13 protein-coding genes are annotated in these 17654 nt (G+C 67.4%); 9 read left to right on the top strand and 4 right to left on the bottom strand.

Annotation, left to right across the window (positions count from 1 at the left end; genetic code table 11):
* The first annotated feature begins 106 nt into the window (after positions 1-106).
* Complete coding sequence (locus ABIB42_RS08615; RefSeq protein WP_429248226.1) at positions 107-1756, top strand: response regulator; 1650 nt, start codon at positions 107-109, stop codon at positions 1754-1756.
* Here ABIB42_RS08615 and ABIB42_RS08610 read toward each other — a convergent pair.
* Together ABIB42_RS08610 and ABIB42_RS08605 are read right to left on the bottom strand one after the other, a co-directional pair.
* The gene (locus tag ABIB42_RS08610; RefSeq protein ID WP_005666296.1) at positions 1738-2193 is read right to left on the bottom strand and encodes a response regulator; all 456 of its coding nucleotides are present in this window, start codon (positions 2191-2193) and stop codon (positions 1738-1740) included. The two genes, ABIB42_RS08615 and ABIB42_RS08610, sit on opposite strands and share 19 nt — an antisense overlap.
* 11 nt (positions 2194-2204) lie before the next feature.
* Positions 2205-4448 (bottom strand): ATP-binding protein, encoded by a 2244-nt coding sequence (locus ABIB42_RS08605; RefSeq protein WP_429248225.1) that lies wholly within the window; start codon positions 4446-4448, stop codon positions 2205-2207.
* 239 nt (positions 4449-4687) lie between these two features.
* Between ABIB42_RS08605 and ABIB42_RS08600 the strand changes: the two genes are divergently transcribed.
* Both ABIB42_RS08600 and ABIB42_RS08595 read left to right on the top strand, forming a co-directional pair.
* Positions 4688-6592, top strand: a complete 1905-nt coding sequence (locus ABIB42_RS08600; protein WP_429248224.1) for a PAS domain S-box protein — start codon at positions 4688-4690, stop codon at positions 6590-6592.
* A gap of 97 nt (positions 6593-6689) precedes the next feature.
* Positions 6690-7229, top strand: a complete 540-nt coding sequence (locus ABIB42_RS08595) for a DUF2325 domain-containing protein (RefSeq protein WP_429248223.1) — start codon at positions 6690-6692, stop codon at positions 7227-7229.
* A gap of 3 nt (positions 7230-7232) precedes the next feature.
* Here the strand turns inward: ABIB42_RS08595 and ABIB42_RS08590 are convergent, their stop codons facing one another.
* Together ABIB42_RS08590 and ABIB42_RS08585 are read right to left on the bottom strand one after the other, a co-directional pair.
* Positions 7233-8426, bottom strand: coding sequence for an esterase/lipase family protein (locus tag ABIB42_RS08590; protein WP_273029188.1), 1194 nt, complete (start codon positions 8424-8426; stop codon positions 7233-7235).
* A gap of 164 nt (positions 8427-8590) precedes the next feature.
* A complete protein-coding gene (locus ABIB42_RS08585; RefSeq protein ID WP_429248222.1) occupies positions 8591-9865 on the bottom strand; it encodes a dienelactone hydrolase family protein in 1275 nt (424 codons plus the stop codon).
* Between the two features lie 198 nt (positions 9866-10063).
* Between ABIB42_RS08585 and ABIB42_RS08580 the strand changes: the two genes are divergently transcribed.
* From ABIB42_RS08580 to ABIB42_RS08555, 6 genes are all read left to right on the top strand, one after another.
* Positions 10064-11737 (top strand): MFS transporter, encoded by a 1674-nt coding sequence (locus tag ABIB42_RS08580; protein WP_273029190.1) that lies wholly within the window; start codon positions 10064-10066, stop codon positions 11735-11737.
* Between the two features lies 1 nt (position 11738).
* Positions 11739-12815, top strand: coding sequence for an HlyD family secretion protein (locus ABIB42_RS08575; RefSeq protein WP_429248221.1), 1077 nt, complete (start codon positions 11739-11741; stop codon positions 12813-12815).
* A complete protein-coding gene (locus ABIB42_RS08570; RefSeq protein WP_005666304.1) occupies positions 12812-14194 on the top strand; it encodes an efflux transporter outer membrane subunit in 1383 nt (460 codons plus the stop codon). Before ABIB42_RS08575 ends, ABIB42_RS08570 begins: the two co-directional genes overlap by 4 nt.
* Positions 14176-14790: a tRNA-uridine aminocarboxypropyltransferase gene (locus ABIB42_RS08565; RefSeq protein ID WP_184239466.1), complete on the top strand. Its 615-nt coding sequence runs from the start codon at positions 14176-14178 to the stop codon at positions 14788-14790. The genes ABIB42_RS08570 and ABIB42_RS08565 overlap by 19 nt, the downstream gene beginning before the upstream one ends.
* A gap of 58 nt (positions 14791-14848) precedes the next feature.
* Positions 14849-16024, top strand: coding sequence for a PA0069 family radical SAM protein (locus tag ABIB42_RS08560; protein ID WP_313633830.1), 1176 nt, complete (start codon positions 14849-14851; stop codon positions 16022-16024).
* A 210-nt stretch (positions 16025-16234) separates the two neighbouring features.
* Positions 16235-17476: an MFS transporter gene (locus tag ABIB42_RS08555; RefSeq protein ID WP_307160570.1), complete on the top strand. Its 1242-nt coding sequence runs from the start codon at positions 16235-16237 to the stop codon at positions 17474-17476.
* The last annotated feature ends 178 nt before the right edge of the window (positions 17477-17654 follow it).

Raw genomic sequence — 17654 nt, 5'->3', positions numbered from 1 at the left:
ATAAGGAAAACAGGGATAACTCCCTCTTGTTAAATGGCATTGAGGTAAAATTAACCCTTACAAGTTTGCAATAACGTTCCACCAGCCCTGAAAGCGACGCCGTTGCATGATCGAGGACGACTCCACCCGCTGTTCCGTGCTGTTGATCGACGATGAATCGTTTGCCCAGGACATCATCGCCCACGGCCTCAAGGGTTGTGCCAATCACCAGCTGATGTACGAATCCAGCCCGGAGCGCGCCGTCGAGGTGGCGCGGCAGATCGACGCGACCGTGGTGCTGGTCGACCTGCGCATGCCCGGCGGCCTCGACGGCTTTGCCGTGATCGCCCGCCTGCGCGCCCATCCCGACACCGAAGACATCCCGGTCATCCTGCTCTCGTCCGAGGACGATCCCGACATCAAGGCCAAGGCCTTCGCCGTCGGCGCCAGCGACTACATGGTCAAGTGGCCCGATCCGCGCGAGCTGGTGGCGCGCGTGCGCCACCACAGCGGCGCCTGTATCGCGCGGCGCGAGCGCGACCAGGCGTTCGCTTCGCTGCGCCGCAGCCAGGAAGAGCTGGCCGCCAGCCAGTCGGCCCTGCAGCAGGCGCAGAAGATGGAAGCGATCGGCCAGCTCACCGGCGGCGTGGCCCACGATTTCAACAACGTGCTGCAGATCATCGGCGGCAACCTGCAGCTGCTCAAGCTGGTCGGCAACCTGAACGACGCAGCGCGGGCGCGGGTCGAGACGGCGCTGTCGGGCGTCGAGCGCGGCGCCAAGCTGGCCGCGCACCTGCTGGCCTTCGCGCGCCGCCAGCCGCTGCAATCGGTGGTGATCGATCCCGGTCACCTGCTGCGCGAGATGGACGATATGGCGCGCCGCGTGCTCGGCGCCAGCACCCTGGTGCGCACCGAGATCGCGCATGGCCTCGGCAGCACCATGATCGACCCCAACCAGCTCAATAACGTGCTGCTGAACCTGGTCATCAATGCGCGTGACGCCATGCCCGATGGCGGCACGCTCACCATCCGCGGGGACAACGTCGGCGCCGACGACGAGCTGCCGGCCGAGGTGCCGGAGGGCGACTACGTGATGCTCGAGATCGCCGATACCGGCAAGGGCATGCCGCCCGATGTGCTGCGGCGCGCCTTCGAGCCCTTCTTCACCACCAAGCCGACCGGGCAGGGGACGGGGCTGGGCCTGTCGATGGCCTACGGTTTCGTGAAGCAGTCGGGCGGCGAGATCGTGCTGCACAGCGAGGAGGGCAAGGGCAGCAGCGTACGCATCTACCTGCCGCGCAGCAGTTCTGCGCCGGCGGCAAGCGAGGAGCACGCGTCGCACCTGCCGCTGGCCGGCGGGCTGGAGACCATCCTCGTGGTCGAGGACGAAGAAGAGGTGCGCTCGTCGACCTGCGGCATCCTGTCGGCGCTGGGCTACGAGGTGCTGGAAGCCGGCGATGCGGCCGAGGCGGCCGCCATCGTCGAGAGTGGCCGCCATGTCGACCTGGTGTTCACCGACGTGATCATGCCGGGGCCGGTCAGCAGCCTGCAGCTGGGCGAGATCGTGCGCCGCCACCTGCCGGAATGCCAGGTGCTGTACACCTCGGGCTATGCCGAGGGCGTGCTGGCGCATGAAGGCAAGCTGGACTCGTCGGTCCACCTGCTGCAGAAACCCTACCACCCGGACGCGCTCAGCGCGCGCATCCGCCACCTGCTGCGGCGCGCCAGGCGCGCCGCGAACCGGCCGTCAGCGCCGACTCACTTCGGCTTGATGTAGCGGCGCGAGCCTGGCGGCGGTTCGTTCAGCACCGCCCAGAAGATGCCGAGGTCGCCGATCGCGCGCACGAACTCGTTGAAGTCCACCGGCTTGACCACGTAGGCGTTCACGCCCAGCTGGTAGCTGCGCACCACGTCCTGTTCTTCCTTGGACGAGGTCAGCATCACCACCGGAACCGACTTGAGGCCGTCGGAGTTGCGGATTTCCTTCAGCACCTCGAGCCCGTCGACCTTGGGCAGCTTGAGGTCGAGCAGGATCACGGCCGGACTGCCGAGCTGGCGCTCGGCGAACTCGCCGCGCCGGTGCAGGTAGTCGAGCGCTTCGGCGCCGTCGCGCACCACCACGACTTCGTTGGCGAGCTGGCTTTTCGACAGCGCGATGAGCGTCAGCTCCAGGTCATGGGGATTGTCTTCCACCAGGAGGATGGGCTTGAGCATGGGAAATCGCCTTATTTAGATGGGTCTTGTTTTGGAAGGCTGAAGGAGAACGTTGCCCCTTCGCCGGGTGTCGAGTTGGCCCAGACGCGGCCGTTATGGCGCTCGACGATGCGCCGCACGTTGGCCAGGCCGATGCCGGTGCCCTGGAAGTCTTCCATGCGGTGCAGGCGCTGGAACACGCCGAACAGCTTATGCACGTAGTCCATATTGAAGCCGGCGCCGTTGTCTGCCACGTGGAACACGAAGTCGTCGCCGGCGTCCTCGTGCCAGACGCGGATCACGGCCTGTTCGCGCGCGCCGGTGAACTTCACCGCGTTCGACAGCAGGTTGAGCATCGCCAGGTGCAGGAAGCTCGGGTCGGCGCACACGGTCGGCAGGCGGTCGATGTGCCAGTCGATCTTGCGCTGGCCGATTTCCAGGTCCAGCTTGTCGATGCAGCCCGAGACCAGCTCGGTCATGTCGACCTGGGTCGGGCGCAGCGCCGCGCGGCCCATCTGCGAGAACGACAGCAGGTCGTCGACCAGCTTGCCGGCCAGGCGCGCCGACTGCTTGATGTTCTTCAAAAAACGCTCGCGCATGGCGGCATCCTCGCTGCCGGCCGCTTCGATCAGCAGGTCGGAGAAGCCGACGATGTGGCGCAGCGGCGCGCGCAGGTCGTGCGAGACCGAATACGAGAACGCTTCGAGTTCCTTGTTGGCGCGCGTCAGTTCCTCGGCCAGTTCGGCCATCTGCTCGGCGCGCTCGAGCGCAATGCCGAGCAAGGCGCTGCGGAACTCGACCGCCAGTTCGATCTCGGCCGCGTGCCAGGGCAGGCTGTGGCCGTGGATGGTCTCGCGCCAGGCGGCGAAGCTCTGGCGCGGTGAAAGCTGGGTCGGCGCGCCCTGCGGCGCCTGCTTTTCATGGGGATTGCCGGCCCATTCGACGGTCTGCACGAGTTCCGGGCGGAACCACAGCAGGTAGTGCTGGTGGATGCGCGAGATCGGCAGCGCCAGCAGGCCGCTGGCGACGCCCGTCAGCGCGCTCGCCGGCGGGTATGCCCCGGCCAGGTGGTTCGTGTGGAACAGCTCGGTATGGCCGTGCACGGCGAGCCAGGTCGACAGTGCGCGGATCGCTTTTTCGTCCGGCGTGTCGCCATAGGTCAAAATGCGGTCGTCGACCACCACCGCCACGCCGCCGGCGCGCGCGAAGCGCAGCAGCTCGGGGAACACGCCGCTCAGGTTGTCGAGGAAGTCGGCGCCCTTGGTCAGGTGGCCCAGCATCTCGACCATGATGCGGCGCACGTCGAGGCGGAACTGCAGCTCGGCGCCATCCTCGCGCGTCTCGATGCACAGCGACAGGATCTGGCCCAGCTGCTCGCAGGCGGTGCGCTTCTCGACCGACACCGGGCAGGGTTCGGCGTTATGGCAGGAGATCAGGCCCCACAGCTTGCCCTTGACGATCAGCGACACCGACATCGAGGCCAGCGTGCCCATATTGCGCATGTACTGCAGGTGCACCGGCGAGACGCTGCGCAGGGCGGCGAACGACAGGTCGTTGCGGCTGCCCGTGACCGGATTGGCGCCCGGGACCAGCGGTGCAGCTTCGTAGTTCGCATCCTGGATCAGGCGGATCGGCGACAAGGTGTACAGCTCGCGCGCCTGGGCCGGGATGTCGCTGGCCGGAAACGACTGCCCCAGGTAGGAATCGTAATCGGGCGCCTTCGACTCGGCCACCACGCGGCCATGGCCGCTGGGGTCGAACTGGTAGACCATCACGCGGCCGTAGCCGGTCACCGAGCGCACATGGCGCGCCGCCAGGTCGGACAGGGCGGGAATCGAGGCGTGCTCGTTGACCCGCGCCAGGAAATCGGTGATCAATGGATACAAGTGGCGGAACTCGGCCGGCTGGGCGCGCTCGACGGCTTCGAATTCGGCGATGATCAACCCGTCCCAGGCATGCCCCAGCACGTCGAAATGGCGGCCGTTGGCCAGCGTGACGGTGCCGAGGTAGCCAGGACGCTGGCCCAGGGTGCCGCTGCCCAGCTCCAGCGCCAGACGTTCGCTGGCCGCCTCGCCGATTGCCTCGGCCAGCGGCCGGCCGAGCACTGCCTGCACGTCGACGCCGCTCCAGTGGGCGAGGTTGGCGCTGGCCTGCAACACCTCGAGCGCAGGCGACAGGGTCAGCATGAAGCCATGCGGCTGGATGCTCCCGGGCGTGCGGATGGGTTCCTTGTCGCAGCCGGCGATGTCGAGATGGTCGGGGAGTGGCTGGGTCATGATGCGGTGTGCTGACGAGCGGGAGAAACGAGTCTCTATTGTAGCGTGAAAGCTTGCTGCAATTTCTATACTGCTTGTCACATTTCGCGATTTACTGGGCTTTGTATTATCGCAGGTGTTACATCTCGATACCCAATATTGTTGCAGATGCACATGCAGTCGCGTGGCAAATTGTGGCAAAGCAGATGTATGATAGGCCACTTTACCGGACTCAGCAGACAGGAAGTCGCACTGCCCCCATGGACACCTCACTACCCGTCAAGCAGCCGCTGACCGACGAGCAGCGTTTTCAGTACCTGATCGCCGGCATCAGCGATTACGCGATCTACATGCTCGACCCGCAGGGATACGTCAACAGCTGGAATGCGGGCGCCCAGCGCTTCAAGGGCTATCTCGAGCACGAGATCCTGCAACAGCATTTCTCCCGTTTCTACACGCCCGAGGACCGCGCGTCCGGCCTGCCGGCCCAGGCCCTTGCCCATGCCCTGGCCCATGGCCGCTACGAATCCGAGGGCTGGCGCGTGCGCAAGGACGGCGGCCGCTTCTGGGCGCACGTGGTGATCGACCCGATCCGCGACGACCGCGGCGAGCTGATCGGCTTTGCCAAGATCACGCGCGACGTCACCGAGAAGAAGCAGGCCGAGGACCTGCTGCGCGAGAGCGAGCAGCGCTTCCGCCTGCTGGTGCAGGGCGTGACCGACTATGCGATCTACATGCTCACGCCCGAGGGCGTGGTGTCGAACTGGAACCTGGGCGCCCAGCGCATCAAGGGCTACAGCCAGGACGACATCGTCGGCCACCACTTCTCGCTGTTCTACACCGACGAAGACCGCCTGCGCGGCCTGCCGGCGCGCGCGCTGACGGCGGCCGGCGACGTCGGCCGCTACGAGGCCGAGGGCTGGCGTGTGCAGGACGGCACCCGGTTCTGGGCCAACGTCGTGATCGACGCCATCCGCGGCGACGACGGACGCCTGCTGGGCTATGCCAAGATCACGCGCGACCTGACCGAGAAGAAGGCGGCGGCCGAGGCGCTGGACAAAGCCCAGGCGGCGCTGTTCCAGGCCCAGAAGATGGAGTCGATCGGCCAGCTCACCGGCGGCATCGCGCACGACTTCAACAACCTGCTGTCGGTGATCTCGAGCGGCCTCGAGGTGCTGAGCATGCAGCGCAGCCCGGGCGGCGACGCCAAGACGCTCGACAGCATGCGGCGCGCGATCGACCGCGGCGCCACGCTCACCCAGCAACTGCTGGCCTTCGCGCGCCAGCAGCCGCTGGAACCCGAAACGCGCAACGTCAACCGCATCATCAGCGGCTTCGAATCGGTGCTGCGGCGCGCCACCAATTCGTCGATCGATTTCGTGCTCAAGCTCGACCCCAGGGCGCCGAACGCCGTGATCGACGCCGCGCGGCTGGAGTCGGCGGTGCTGAACCTGGTGGTCAATGCGCGCGACGCCATGCCGGGCGGCGGGCGCATCGTGGTCGAGACCGCGGGCGTGGTGCTGGCCGGGGGCGAACACGCGGCGCTGGCGGCCGGCCCCTGGCTGCGCCTGAGCGTGAGCGACACCGGCACCGGCATGACGCCGGAAACCATCGCGCGCGCCTTCGAACCCTTCTTCACCACCAAGGAAGTCGGCAAGGGCACGGGCCTGGGCCTGTCACAGGTGTACGGCTTCATCAAGCAGTCGGGCGGCGAGGTGACCATCGAGAGCACGGTGGGCGAGGGCACCAGCATCGTCATCTGGCTGCCGGCCGTGACCTCGCACGCGCACGACCTGGCGCAGATCGAGACCGAGACCGTGCTGATCGTCGAGGACGAGCCCGACCTGCTGGACGTCGCGTCCTCGCTGTTCCTGAGCATGGGCTACGACGTGATGACCGCCGCCAGCGGCAGCGACGCCCTGAACCTGCTGGCCAGCCGCGACGTCGACATCCTGTTTACCGACGTGGTGATGCCGAACGGGATGAACGGCATCGAACTGGCCGCCTACACGCGCAACAACTATCCGAACGTGAAGGTGATGCTCGCGTCTGGCTATCCGCAGCCGGCATTGAAGCTCGACCGCTCGCGGCTGGGCGAATTCGCCTTCGTCAGCAAGCCGTACCGGCTGTCGGACCTGGCCAGGAGCCTGCGCAGCGCGCACTAGGCGCCTGATGAAGAGTTCGCATTGAAATGAGAATCATTATCATTTAATATGGTGCCCACGGCGCGCGGTGCGCCGTGGTTCTTCACAGGGGGTGCCGATGCTGGCCGAACGGGACGTCGATCGACTGCTATGCGAGCACGGGGCGCTGTTGCGCGCCCATGCCCAACTCCAGGCGCGCTGCACGGCCCTGTTGCACGAGCAGGCCGAGCGCATCCGTCGGCTCGATGCCGAGCTGATGCGCACGCGCGCGGCGGCGATCCGCAGCTTCAGCGCGCTGGCCTGGGAACGCGAAGACCGCGCCGCGCTCGAGCAAGCGGCGCCGGGCCTGAAGCGGCGCGCAGCCATGGGCCGCCAGGTCGAGGCCTTGCAGGCGCGCGTGCACGAGCTGACGCGCCGGCTGCATGCACGTGACCTGGCCGGCCATGCTGCGCGGGCCGACGACGCCTTGCCGCGCGCACTCGACGCCAGCCTCGAAGCCAGCCTGGAAGCGGCCGACCTGGTGATCTGCCAGACCGGTTGCCTGAGCCATGGCGACTACTGGCGGGTGCAGGATCACTGCAAGCGCAGCGGCAAGCTGTGCATGCTGGTCGACCAGCCCGACCGGGTGCACATCGTGCGCATCGAGAGCCTCGCCTGAGGCTTACAAGGCGAAGATGATGTCGCTGATCTGCTCATAGAGCTTGTCGGCCGACGGCCCCTGGTTGGGCCAGTTCAGGATGTCGAAGTGGTCGTAGCCCTTGTAGTTGCCGAGGAAATTCCAGGCCCCGCGCACGGCCGTGCCGTCGTAGTCGCGCGCCGGGTGGCCGTTGGGCGAGCGCATGCTGATCGTGTTGACCACGCCATCGTTCGAGAACCAGTCGCTGTCGATCTTCACGCGGTTGGGCAGGTCGAGGGTATAGCTGCCCATGCCGCGCTGCGCCACCGAGGGCACGATCCACTCGCCGGCGAAGGATTTGAAATAGGGGATCATGTCGGCGCGCGCATACTGGAACAGCGTGGTCTGGACCGGGGCGATCACGCGGTCGGTGCCGTTGCAGCACCAGGCGCCGCCCTCGGTGGCTACCGTGCCGACCGAAAAATAATAGATGTGCGGCGAGGTGCGCGCCCACAGATTGAATTCGCGCGCGCCGTCCGGCGCCAGTTCCCAGCCCGCCACCCGGTGCCCGAGCACGTCGCGCAGCGGCAGGCGGATGCCCGGCAGGATGTTGAACACGGCATCGGTGAGGGTGGTGCCGTTGTGCGGCGCCGAGATCGTGGTCACGCTGCGGATCCAGCCGACCTTGCCGCCCTTAAACAGTTCGCCGTCGCCTTCGTCTTGCGGCGAGCCGTGTTCGAGCAGTTCGATCAGCGCCCGGATCGTGGTGCCGCCCTGGCTGTGCCCGATCATGTGGATCGGATGGTCCTGGTCCCAGGCCGGATACAGGGCCAGCGGATAGTCTTGCGGGTTGTTGCGCGGGTCGGCGGCCCAGCATTTGCCGGGCGGCTTTTGCACCTGGCCCGGCAGGCCGTGGTCGCGCACATGGGCCTTGCCATAGTCGACGCAGCCGCCCTTGATCTGGGCATACAGGTCGGCCGCGCGGTCCCAGTTGGACGAGATCGGGCCGACCGCCGCGGCGAACACGGCGCGTGGCCCGCGGTAGATCTGCATCTGCGAGGCGATGTCGCCATAGCCGCCCCAGTAATTGAAGCCGCTGTGCTGGAATTCCTCGGGTCCGAAGCCGAGGAAGCCGTGGACGAGGATGACGGGATAGTTATTCGCCGCGCTGCAGGCGGGAGCGGCGAACATGCCCAGCGCAACCAGCAGGGCGGCGCAGGCGCGAGCGAATCGAACCATCTGGCTTCTCCGATAAATGCGTCAAGCACATTGTCGGAGGTAGGACGACGGTCGGGTTTGCGCTGTGTCGACCCGCGGCGAAGGAATTAAAATTCACGCAAGGAAACATGCGCATGCCGCTTGACAATGCCGTGTCAAATTCCCTGTGTTTATTACTCACATGGTCAGCGCACCGTGGTGCTGCCGACCGACGTGGTCGGCTCCGAGACCGCCGTCGCCGGCGTGGCGCCCGGCGCCGGCGCGGTCGATGCGGTGGCGGCAGCCTTCTCGGCCTGCTCCAGGCGGCCGTCGGTCCACACCACGTAGTCGTCGACCGAGTACAGGCGGCACGGGTCCTTGCTCTTGGCCGAGCAGGTCGCCAGCGCGCGGCCTTCCGGGTCTTCGCCTTCCTCGGCCCAGGTCCAGCCGCCGCTCGGCGACACGGCGAAGGCGCGCGGCGTCATCTTGGTCAGGTAGTCGCGGTAGGCGCGGCGGCCGTGCTCGGAGAGGAAGGGCACGGCGTCGACGTCATCGACCCCGGCGTAATCGGTGCGCGGCTGGCTGGGAGGAGGCGGGACGTCGACCACGACCGCGGTCGGCATGCCGATCTCTTTCAGGAACCGTTCCGTATCTTCCAGCCACACCTTCTCGCCGTCGCGGCTGGCCAGCATGCCGTGGGCATCGCGCTTGAACGACGGGAATTCCACCAGGCGCCCGCGGCCGCCGGCCTGGACGTAGGAGGCGTGCATGCGTCCCGCCAGTTCCGGGCCGAACAGCGAGTCGTTCTGGCCATACATCCACAGGCTCGGCACCTTGGCCCTGGCGCCGTATTCGGCGAAGGCCGACACCAGCTGCGAGCGCCAGGCGCAGCGGTCGCTGTCGTCGCGCAGGCCGCCGGCGAAATTGATCAGGCCGCGCACGCCCGGCAGGTCTTCGACGCCGAGGGCGATCGTGGCCAGGCCGCCATACGACTGGCCGGCCACCACCATGCGCTCAGCGTCGACCCAGGGCTGGCGGCGCGCATAGTCGAGGGTCGAGCGGATGTCTTCGGCTTGCGTATAGCCATTGGCCGTCATGTCGCAGCCATGGTCGCGGTAGCGGCCGCCCGACTTCGAGAAGCCCTGGCGCATCGGCACCATCACCGCATAGCCGCGCTTCACGAAGGCGCTGGCCATGTAATAGAAGCGGTCACGCGGCTGCAGGCTGGGGCGGCCGGGATCCTTGCCATGGTTGATGACGATCAGCGGGAAGGGGCCGGGACCGTTCGGCTGGAACATGGTGGTCTCGAGCGTGACGCCGCCATCGCCGGCCGGGACCTGGACGACGTGCTCGTTCATGCGGTAATCGAGCTGGGCAGGGGCGGCAGCCGGCAGTTCCTGCAGGTGCGCCACGGCTGGCAGCATGGCCAGCACGGCAATCGAAGTGGAGATCAGGGTGCGGATGGACGGTGTTCTCGACATGGATGACTCTGGTAATGCTGCCATACGGAACAATTTCCTTACGGCATAAACCCGAGTCTAGGACGAGTAAATCTTGAGAGCAATATCCGGTTGACCAGATCGACAGGTATATTTTTGTGTGTGGCGAAAGTGACATCCGACGCGTTTTTTTACAAAGGAGTATCATCGCCTCCCTATGAGTGGTAAGGGAAATTACGCATGAGCAAGTATGCGCCGCGCGAGTGGGCACCCGACGAAAGGCCGATGATGCCCGGCTCGCCGTCCACGCCGGCACATCCGACCCCACTGCGCTTCGCCTACCTGTTCGTCGGTGTCCTGATCACGATTACGGGCGGTCTCGGCAATGCGCTGGTGACCGTCAACCTGGTTCACCTGCAGGGCGTGCTGGGCGCGTATTCCACCGAAACCACCTGGTTGCCGGCCGCCTACGTGATGGCCAATGCCTCGATGAACCTGTTGCTGGTGAAATTCCGGCAACAATTCGGCCTGCGCCTGTTCACCGAGATCTTCCTGGTGCTGTATGCGCTGGTGACCTTCGCCCACCTGTTCGTCAACGACCTCGCTTCGGCGATCGCGGTGCGCGCGGCCCACGGCATGCTGGCGGCGGCGGTGTCGCCGCTCGGCCTGTACTACATCCTGCAAGGGTTCAAGAAGGAATGGCGCCTGCGCGGGGTGGCGCTGGCGATGGGCGCGGCCCAGCTGGCGCTGCCGCTGGCCTATATCTTTTCCAACGACCTGCTGCAGATCGCCGAATGGCGCGGCCTGTATCTGTTCGAGCTGGGCCTGGCCCTGGTGTCGCTCGGCGCCGTGCTGCTGCTCAAGCTGCCTCCGGGCGACTACATCAAGGCCTTCCGACCGACCGACTTCGTCACCTTCGCCCTGTTCGCGCCGGGCATGGCGCTGCTGTGCGCGGCGATCAGCTTCGGCCGGGTGGAGTGGTGGTTCGAGCGCGCCTGGATCGGAATGGCGCTGGCCGGCGCGATCCTGCTGCTGGCGGCCGCGCTATGCGTCGAGCATAACCGCGCCAATCCGCTGCTGAACCTGCGCTGGCTGGCCAGCGGCAATATCGCGCGCCTGGCGCTGTCGATGCTGCTGGTGCGCATCGTGCTTTCGGAGCAGAGCGTGGGCGCGGTCGGCTTCCTGCGCGCGGTGGGCCTGGACAACGACCAGCTGCAAACCCTGTACGCGATCGTGCTGGCCGCCACGGTGGCCGGGATCGTGGTGTCGGCGCTCACCATCAACGTCAAGCACCTGGTGGCGCCGCAGGTGATCGCGCTGTTGTGCATGGCGCTGGGCGCCTGGATCGATGCCCATGCCAGCAACCAGACCCGGCCCGAGCAGATGTACCTGAGCCAGAGCCTGCTCGCCTTCGGCGGTACATTGTTCCTCGGCCCCCTGGTGGTGTCGCTGCTCGGCGCCGTGATCCCCAATCCGCAGAACCTGATCAGCTTTTCGGTGCTGTTCGGCCTCACGCAGAACCTGGGCAGCCTGCTCGGTTCGAGCCTGGTGGGCACCTTCCAGGTGATCCGCGAAAAATACCATTCCTCGCTGATCGTCGAGGGCCTCTCGAGCCTGGATCCGCTGGTGGCCAGCCGCATCCAGTCGGGCGCCGCCGCGGCCGGGCGCCTGCTGGCCGACCCCGCCGCCGCGACGCGCCAGAGCCTGCAATCGCTGTCGGCGACCGCGACGCGCGAAGCCAATATCCTCGCCTACAACGACGTGTTCCTGGTGCTGGCCGCCCTGGCCGCCGCGAGCGCGGCCTGGATCTTCCTGCATGCCGTGTGGCTGCACTGCTTCCCGGCCGTGCAAGCCGTGCCGACCCCCGCGCCCAAGCCGGGAACCCCACCCCCACCCGACCCCGTGACCGACTGATATGCCAGAACCATCGACCGTACCAAACCGTTCCAGACGCATCCTGCTGAGCGCACTCGCATTCGGCGCCATCGCCATCGCCGGCGTGTTGATCGTGCTGTATGCCTGGAACCTGCCGCCGTTTCGCAGCACCCTGCAGAGCACCGAGAATGCGCTGGTGCGCGGCCAGGTGACGATCATCAGTCCGCAGCTGAGCGGCTACGTGGTCGAGGTGCGGGTGCAGGATTTCCAGCACGTGAAGAAGGGCGAGCTGCTGATGCGCATCGACGAGCGCATTCCGACCCAGCGCCTGGCGCAGGCGCGCGCCGAGCTGGCCAACCGCCAGGCGGCGCTCGCCAACTTCGCCCAGAGCCAGTCGAGCGCGCGCGCCACCATCGCCCAGAACCAGGCGCTGCTGGCGTCGAACGAGGCGCAGGCCCGGCGTGCCCAGGCCGACCTGCGCCGCGTGGAACAGCTGGCCGCCGACGGTTCGCTGTCGGCGCGCGAACTCGACGCCGCGCGCGCGACGCAGGCCCAGGCCAGCGCCAGCCGCGACCAGTCGCGCGCCGCGATCGAGATCGCGCGCCAGAACTTGCGCTCGGTCGACGTCAACCGCGCCGCGCTCGAGGCGGCGGTCGCCAATGCCGAAGCCGCGGTGAAGCTGGCCGAGATCGACCTGGCCAACACCCGCATCACCGCGCCGCGCGACGGCCAGCTGGGCCAGGTGACGGTGCGCCTGGGGGCGTTCGTCAATGCCGGCGCCCAGCTCACGGCCCTGGTGCCGGACACGATGTGGGTCATCGCCAACATGAAGGAAACGCAGATGGCCAACGTGGCCGTCGGCCAGCCGGTGACCTTCAGCGTCGACGCGCTGGGCAATGCGCGGCTGCGCGGCCACGTCGAACGCATCTCGCCGGCGACCGGCTCGGAGTTCTCGGTGATCGCGCCGGACAACGCCACCGGCAACTTCGTCAAGATCGCCCAACGGATTCCGGTGCGGATCAGCATCGATCCGAACCAGCCGCTGGCCGCGCGCCTGCGGCCGGGCATGTCGGTGGTGACCACGATCGATACGGCGCAAGTCGGAGCCGCGCGGTGAGCCGGCGCGGTCTCGTCCTGGCGGCGCTGCCGTGGCTGCTGTCGGCCTGCGCGATGGCGCCGCAGCCGGCGCCGGAACCGTCGCTCACCGTGCCGCCGGCCTGGCGCACCGCGAGCGATGGCGCCAACGCGGCCATCGAGCGCGACTGGTGGCGCGCCTTCGGCGATCCGGTGCTCGATGGTCTGGTGCGGCGCGCGCTCGACAATAACGGCGACCTGAAGATCGCCAGGTCGCGCTTGCAGGAATACCAGGCGCGCGTCCGCGTGGCCGACAGCGCGCGGCTGCCGGCATTGAACCTGTCGCTGGGACCGACGCGCGCGCGCACGATCGGCCCGTTCGGCGACCCGGTCGAGACCACCTCGGTGGTCGGCGCGGTGCAGGCCAGTTATGAGCTGGACCTGTTCGGCCGCATCGCCGGCAGCGTGGAGGCGGCGCGCTTCGAGTCGCTGTCGCAGGAAGCGGCATTGGAAGCCGCGGCGCTGGCGGTGGCCGCGAACACGGCGTCCGGCTACCTGAACCTGCTCGGCCTGGACGCCCAGCTGGCGCTGGCCAGGGCGACCCTGGAATCGCGCGAGCGCTCGTTCGAACTGGCGCGCCACCAGTTCGAGGTCGGCTACAGCTCGCGCCTGGAAATGTCGCAGGCCGAGGCCGAGCTGCACTCGACCGCCGCCACCGTGCCGCAGCTGGAGCGCCAGATCGCGCTGCAGGAACAGGCGCTGAACGTGCTGCTCGGCGCCAGCCCCGGTCCGGTGGCGCGCGGCGCCGAACTCAAGGCATTGCACGAACCGCGGCCGGCGCCGGGGCTGCCGTCGGAACTGCTGCGCCGGCGTCCCGACATCGCCCAGGCCGAGCGCCTGGTGGCCGCCAGCGACGCCAGCCTGGCGGTGGCGCGCGATGCGCTGCTGCCGTCGATCCGCCTAACGGCTTCGCTGGGCGCGCAGGGACACAGCCTGTCGCAGCTGCTGCGCTCTCCGACCGAGTTGTGGAGCATCGGCGGCAGCGTGCTGGCGCCGCTGTTCGACGCCGGCCGGCTGCGCGCCCAGGCCGAGATCGCGGGCACGGTGCGCGACCGCGCGGTGTATACCTACGAGACCGTGGTGCGCACCGCATTCGCCGAAACGGACAATGCGCTGGCGTCGATCGACGGCTTGCAGCGGCAGCTGGTGGAGGCCGAGGCGCGGCGCCGGGCGGCGGGCGAGGTGCTGCGGGTGGCGGGCAACCGCTATCGCAACGGTTACGCTTCTTATCTGGAGGAGCTCGACGCCCAGCGCACGGCCTTCAACGCCGACCTGAATGCGCTGCAATTGCGCACCAGCCTGCTGGCGGCCCACGTCGACCTGTACCGGGCGCTGGGCGGTGGATGGACGCCGGCGCCGTGAATGTTTCGCCAGTAAAACGTCCGGTCTGCGCCGTGTGCCTGCGCGCGCAGTCGGCCTGCATCTGCCGCTGGATCGCGCCGGTCGCGCCCCAGGCTGCGCTGCTGGTCCTGCTGCATCCGCTCGAAGTCGGCAACGCCAAGAACAGCGGGCGGCTGCTGCACCTGAGCGTGGCCGGCAGTGAGCTAATCGTCGGTGAAGCGTTCGATGCGGACGTGCTGGACGGCCTGCTGCATGCCGGCGGACGCACGCCGGTGCTGCTGTATCCGCACACGCCGGACGACCCGAGCCTGCCACTGCCGTTTCCTGCGTTGCCCGCGTCCTCGCTGCGCCTGGTCGTGCTCGACGCCACCTGGCGCAAGAGCCGCAAGATGCTGTACCTGAATCCGGCGCTGCAGAAGCTGCCGCGGCTGGCGCTGACGGACGTGGCGCCGTCCAACTACCGCATCCGCAAGGCGCATGCGCCGCACCAGCTGTCGAGCCTGGAAGCGGCGGCGCAGGCGCTGGGCCAGCTCGAAGGCGATGGCGCGCGCTACGGGGCGCTGCTGGATGCCTTCGATGGGTTTGTTTCGCAACAGGCCGCGTACGCGCGCGCTTGAATTCGGCACCCGGGCGGCGTAATATACTGTACAAATATACAGTATCGGAGCGCCAGCCATGGGCACCATCGATTTTCCACTCCAGCGCCAACCATTCGACGACGGACATGTCGCCCTTGCGCCGTCCCCGCCGCCGCTGGCGCGCAAGGGGCGCGGTGCGGTGTCGAACCTGCAAGGCCGCTACGAGGTCAACGGCCGCGAGCGCTTTGACGATGGCTGGGCGATCGACGACGATGAAGCGCCCGCCTTCAAGACCGTGGTCACCGACGAGATCGCCAAGAGCATCCTCTCGCGCAATACGTCACCGGACATCCCGTTCAGCGTCTCCCTGAATCCCTACCGTGGCTGCGAGCACGGCTGCATCTATTGCTTCGCGCGGCCGACGCACAGCTACCTCGGCCTGTCGCCGGGGCTCGATTTCGAGAGCCGCCTGTTCGCCAAGGTCAACGCGCCCGAACTGCTGCGGCGCGAGCTGGCGAAGCCCGGCTACGTGCCCGAACACATCGCCATCGGCGTCAACACCGACGCCTACCAGCCGTGCGAACGCGAGCGCAAGCTCACGCGCGCGGTGCTCGAAGTGCTGGCCGAGTGCCGCCATCCGGCCGGCCTGATCACCAAATCGTCGCTGATCGAGCGCGATATCGACATCCTGGCGCCGATGGCCGCCAAAGGCCTGGCGTGCGCGGCCATCACGCTCACGACGCTCGACGCCGAGATTTCGCGCACGCTGGAGCCACGCGCTGCGGCGCCGATGCGGCGCCTGCGCACCATCCGCACGCTCACCGAAGCCGGGATCCCGGTGAGCGTCAGCGTGGCGCCGATCATCCCGTTCGTGACCGAGCCCGAGATCGAGCGCATCCTCGAGGCGGCGCGCGACGCCGGCGCGGTCGGCGCGCACTATACGGTGCTGCGCCTGCCGCACGAGGTGAATCCGCTGTTTCAAGAGTGGCTGCAGGCGCACTTCCCGGACCGTGCGCAGCGGGTGATGAACCGCATCCGCGAGATGCGCGGAGGCAAGGACTACGACAGCGACTTCGCGACCCGCATGAAAGGCGAGGGCGTGTGGGCCGACCTGATCCGGCAGCGTTTCGAGAAGGCGTCCGCGCGGCTCGGGTTCTCGGACCTGCGCGGGCGCTTCGGGCGGCTCGATGGGTCGCAGTTCAGGCGGCCGCTGGTGGTGCCGCAGATGCAGAAGCGGGACGCCAAGGGAGCAGGGCAGCTGGATTTGTTCTAGGATGCGGGGTTGACGGCACGCCGGCACGTGCGCTTGCGGACTCCAGCGTACAATGCCGTCTGTTGCTCTTTTCTACATCCTATGGCCACCTCAGTTCCTGCAACGCAGAGCGGACATCCCGCGAATCCCGCCGGGCAGGGCGCAGTCGCAGCGTCGGTGGAGCATGGCCTGCAAGCCGCCGGCGTCGGCCGCTTCCAGTACCGCATCTTCATGATCTTCGGCCTGGTCTGGCTGGCCGACGCCATGCAGGTACTGTCGATCGGCTTTTCCGCGCCATCGATCGCCAAGACCTTCGGCTTGACCATGCCGCAAGCCCTGCAGACGGGAACGCTGTTCTTCGTCGGCATGCTGATCGGCGCTTTTGTCTTCGGCCGGCTGGCGGACCGGATCGGCCGGCGTCCGGTGCTGATGATGGCGGTGGTGATCGACGCCTGCTTCGGCGTCGCGTCCGCATTCGCGCCCGATTTCACCTGGCTCTTGGCACTGCGCTTCCTGACCGGCATTGGCGTCGGCGCGACGCTGCCGGTCGACTACACGATGATGGCCGAATTCCTGCCCAGCGACCGGCGCGGGCGCTGGCTGGTGCTGCTCGAGTCGTTCTGGGCGCTGGGGACGATCTGCTTGGCGGTGCTGGCGCTGTGGGCGGTGCAGTGGGGCGACGACGCCTGGCGCGTCATCTTCTTCGTCACCGGCTTGCCGGCCCTGGTCGGCGTGGTTCTGCGGTTCTATATTCCCGAGTCGCCGATGTACCTGCACCGCAGCGGCAAGCTCGAGGAGGCGCGCGCAGTGCTGGGGCGGGTGGCCAGGACCAATGGCCGCGCGGTCGACATCCCGGCGCTGCAGCCCGAGCGCCGCCAGAAGTCGTCACTGCTTTCGCTGTTCAGGGACGGCCTGCGCCGCCGCAGCGTTTCGCTGTTTCTCGCATGGGCGCTGATCTCGATCGCCTATTATGGCGTGTTCGTCTACCTGCCGATCAAGCTGGGCGCCGAAGGCTTCGGCTTCATGCGTGGCCAGGAATTCCTGATCGTGCTGGCGCTGGTCCAGTTGCCCGGCTTCGCGCTGGCCGCCTATGGCGTCGAGCGCTGGGGGCGCAAGCCGACGCTGGTCGGTTTCCTGCTGCTGAGCAGCATCGGCTGCCTCGGTTATAGCCTTGGCAGTTCCACCGCGCTGGTGGTGGGATCGACGCTCCTGATGAGTTTCGCGCTGCTGGGCACCTGGGGCGCCCTGTATGCGTTCACGCCCGAGGTCTATCCGACCAGGCTGCGCGCCAGCGGCATGGGCGTGGCCGGTGCCGTCGCCCGCTTCGGCGGCCTGTTCGCGCCGGCGATCGTGGCACCGGTCATGACCACGCATTTCACGCTGGCACTGGTGATGTTGTCGAGCTTCCTGCTGGTGGGGGCGGTCGCGGTTTTGTGCGTCGACACCGAGTCGCGCCAGCGGGCGCTCGATTGATGGAGCAGTCAAGCTCGACGCATGAATTCGAAGAAGTTATCGCCATATCCGACGCTTGCATCGCAGCCGAAAGGCTCGTTAATTGTCAAGTCCCGCCTGTTCATAAACCCGCTTAACGAATAATTCCGGCCGTTTTTGCTGCCATTCTTTGAGCGCGAGGATGGGCGTCTTTGCATCG

Source organism: Massilia sp. UYP32 (genome assembly GCF_050434365.1).
Lineage (GTDB): Bacteria > Pseudomonadota > Gammaproteobacteria > Burkholderiales > Burkholderiaceae_D > Telluria > Telluria timonae.
This window is presented reverse-complemented; position numbering and strand designations above follow the sequence as displayed.

Excerpts from the sequence above, each read along its gene's own strand:
- ABIB42_RS08615 (WP_429248226.1), top strand. The coding sequence starts at position 107 with ATGATCGAGGACGACTCCACCCGCTGTTCCGTGCTGTTGATCGACGAT.
- ABIB42_RS08610 (WP_005666296.1), bottom strand. The coding sequence starts at position 2,193 with ATGCTCAAGCCCATCCTCCTGGTGGAAGACAATCCCCATGACCTGGAG.
- ABIB42_RS08605 (WP_429248225.1), bottom strand. The coding sequence starts at position 4,448 with ATGACCCAGCCACTCCCCGACCATCTCGACATCGCCGGCTGCGACAAG.
- ABIB42_RS08600 (WP_429248224.1), top strand. The coding sequence starts at position 4,688 with ATGGACACCTCACTACCCGTCAAGCAGCCGCTGACCGACGAGCAGCGT.
- ABIB42_RS08595 (WP_429248223.1), top strand. The coding sequence starts at position 6,690 with ATGCTGGCCGAACGGGACGTCGATCGACTGCTATGCGAGCACGGGGCG.
- ABIB42_RS08590 (WP_273029188.1), bottom strand. The coding sequence starts at position 8,426 with ATGGTTCGATTCGCTCGCGCCTGCGCCGCCCTGCTGGTTGCGCTGGGC.
- ABIB42_RS08585 (WP_429248222.1), bottom strand. The coding sequence starts at position 9,865 with ATGTCGAGAACACCGTCCATCCGCACCCTGATCTCCACTTCGATTGCC.
- ABIB42_RS08580 (WP_273029190.1), top strand. The coding sequence starts at position 10,064 with ATGAGCAAGTATGCGCCGCGCGAGTGGGCACCCGACGAAAGGCCGATG.
- ABIB42_RS08575 (WP_429248221.1), top strand. The coding sequence starts at position 11,739 with ATGCCAGAACCATCGACCGTACCAAACCGTTCCAGACGCATCCTGCTG.
- ABIB42_RS08565 (WP_184239466.1), top strand. The coding sequence starts at position 14,176 with ATGGACGCCGGCGCCGTGAATGTTTCGCCAGTAAAACGTCCGGTCTGC.
- ABIB42_RS08560 (WP_313633830.1), top strand. The coding sequence starts at position 14,849 with ATGGGCACCATCGATTTTCCACTCCAGCGCCAACCATTCGACGACGGA.
- ABIB42_RS08555 (WP_307160570.1), top strand. The coding sequence starts at position 16,235 with ATGATCTTCGGCCTGGTCTGGCTGGCCGACGCCATGCAGGTACTGTCG.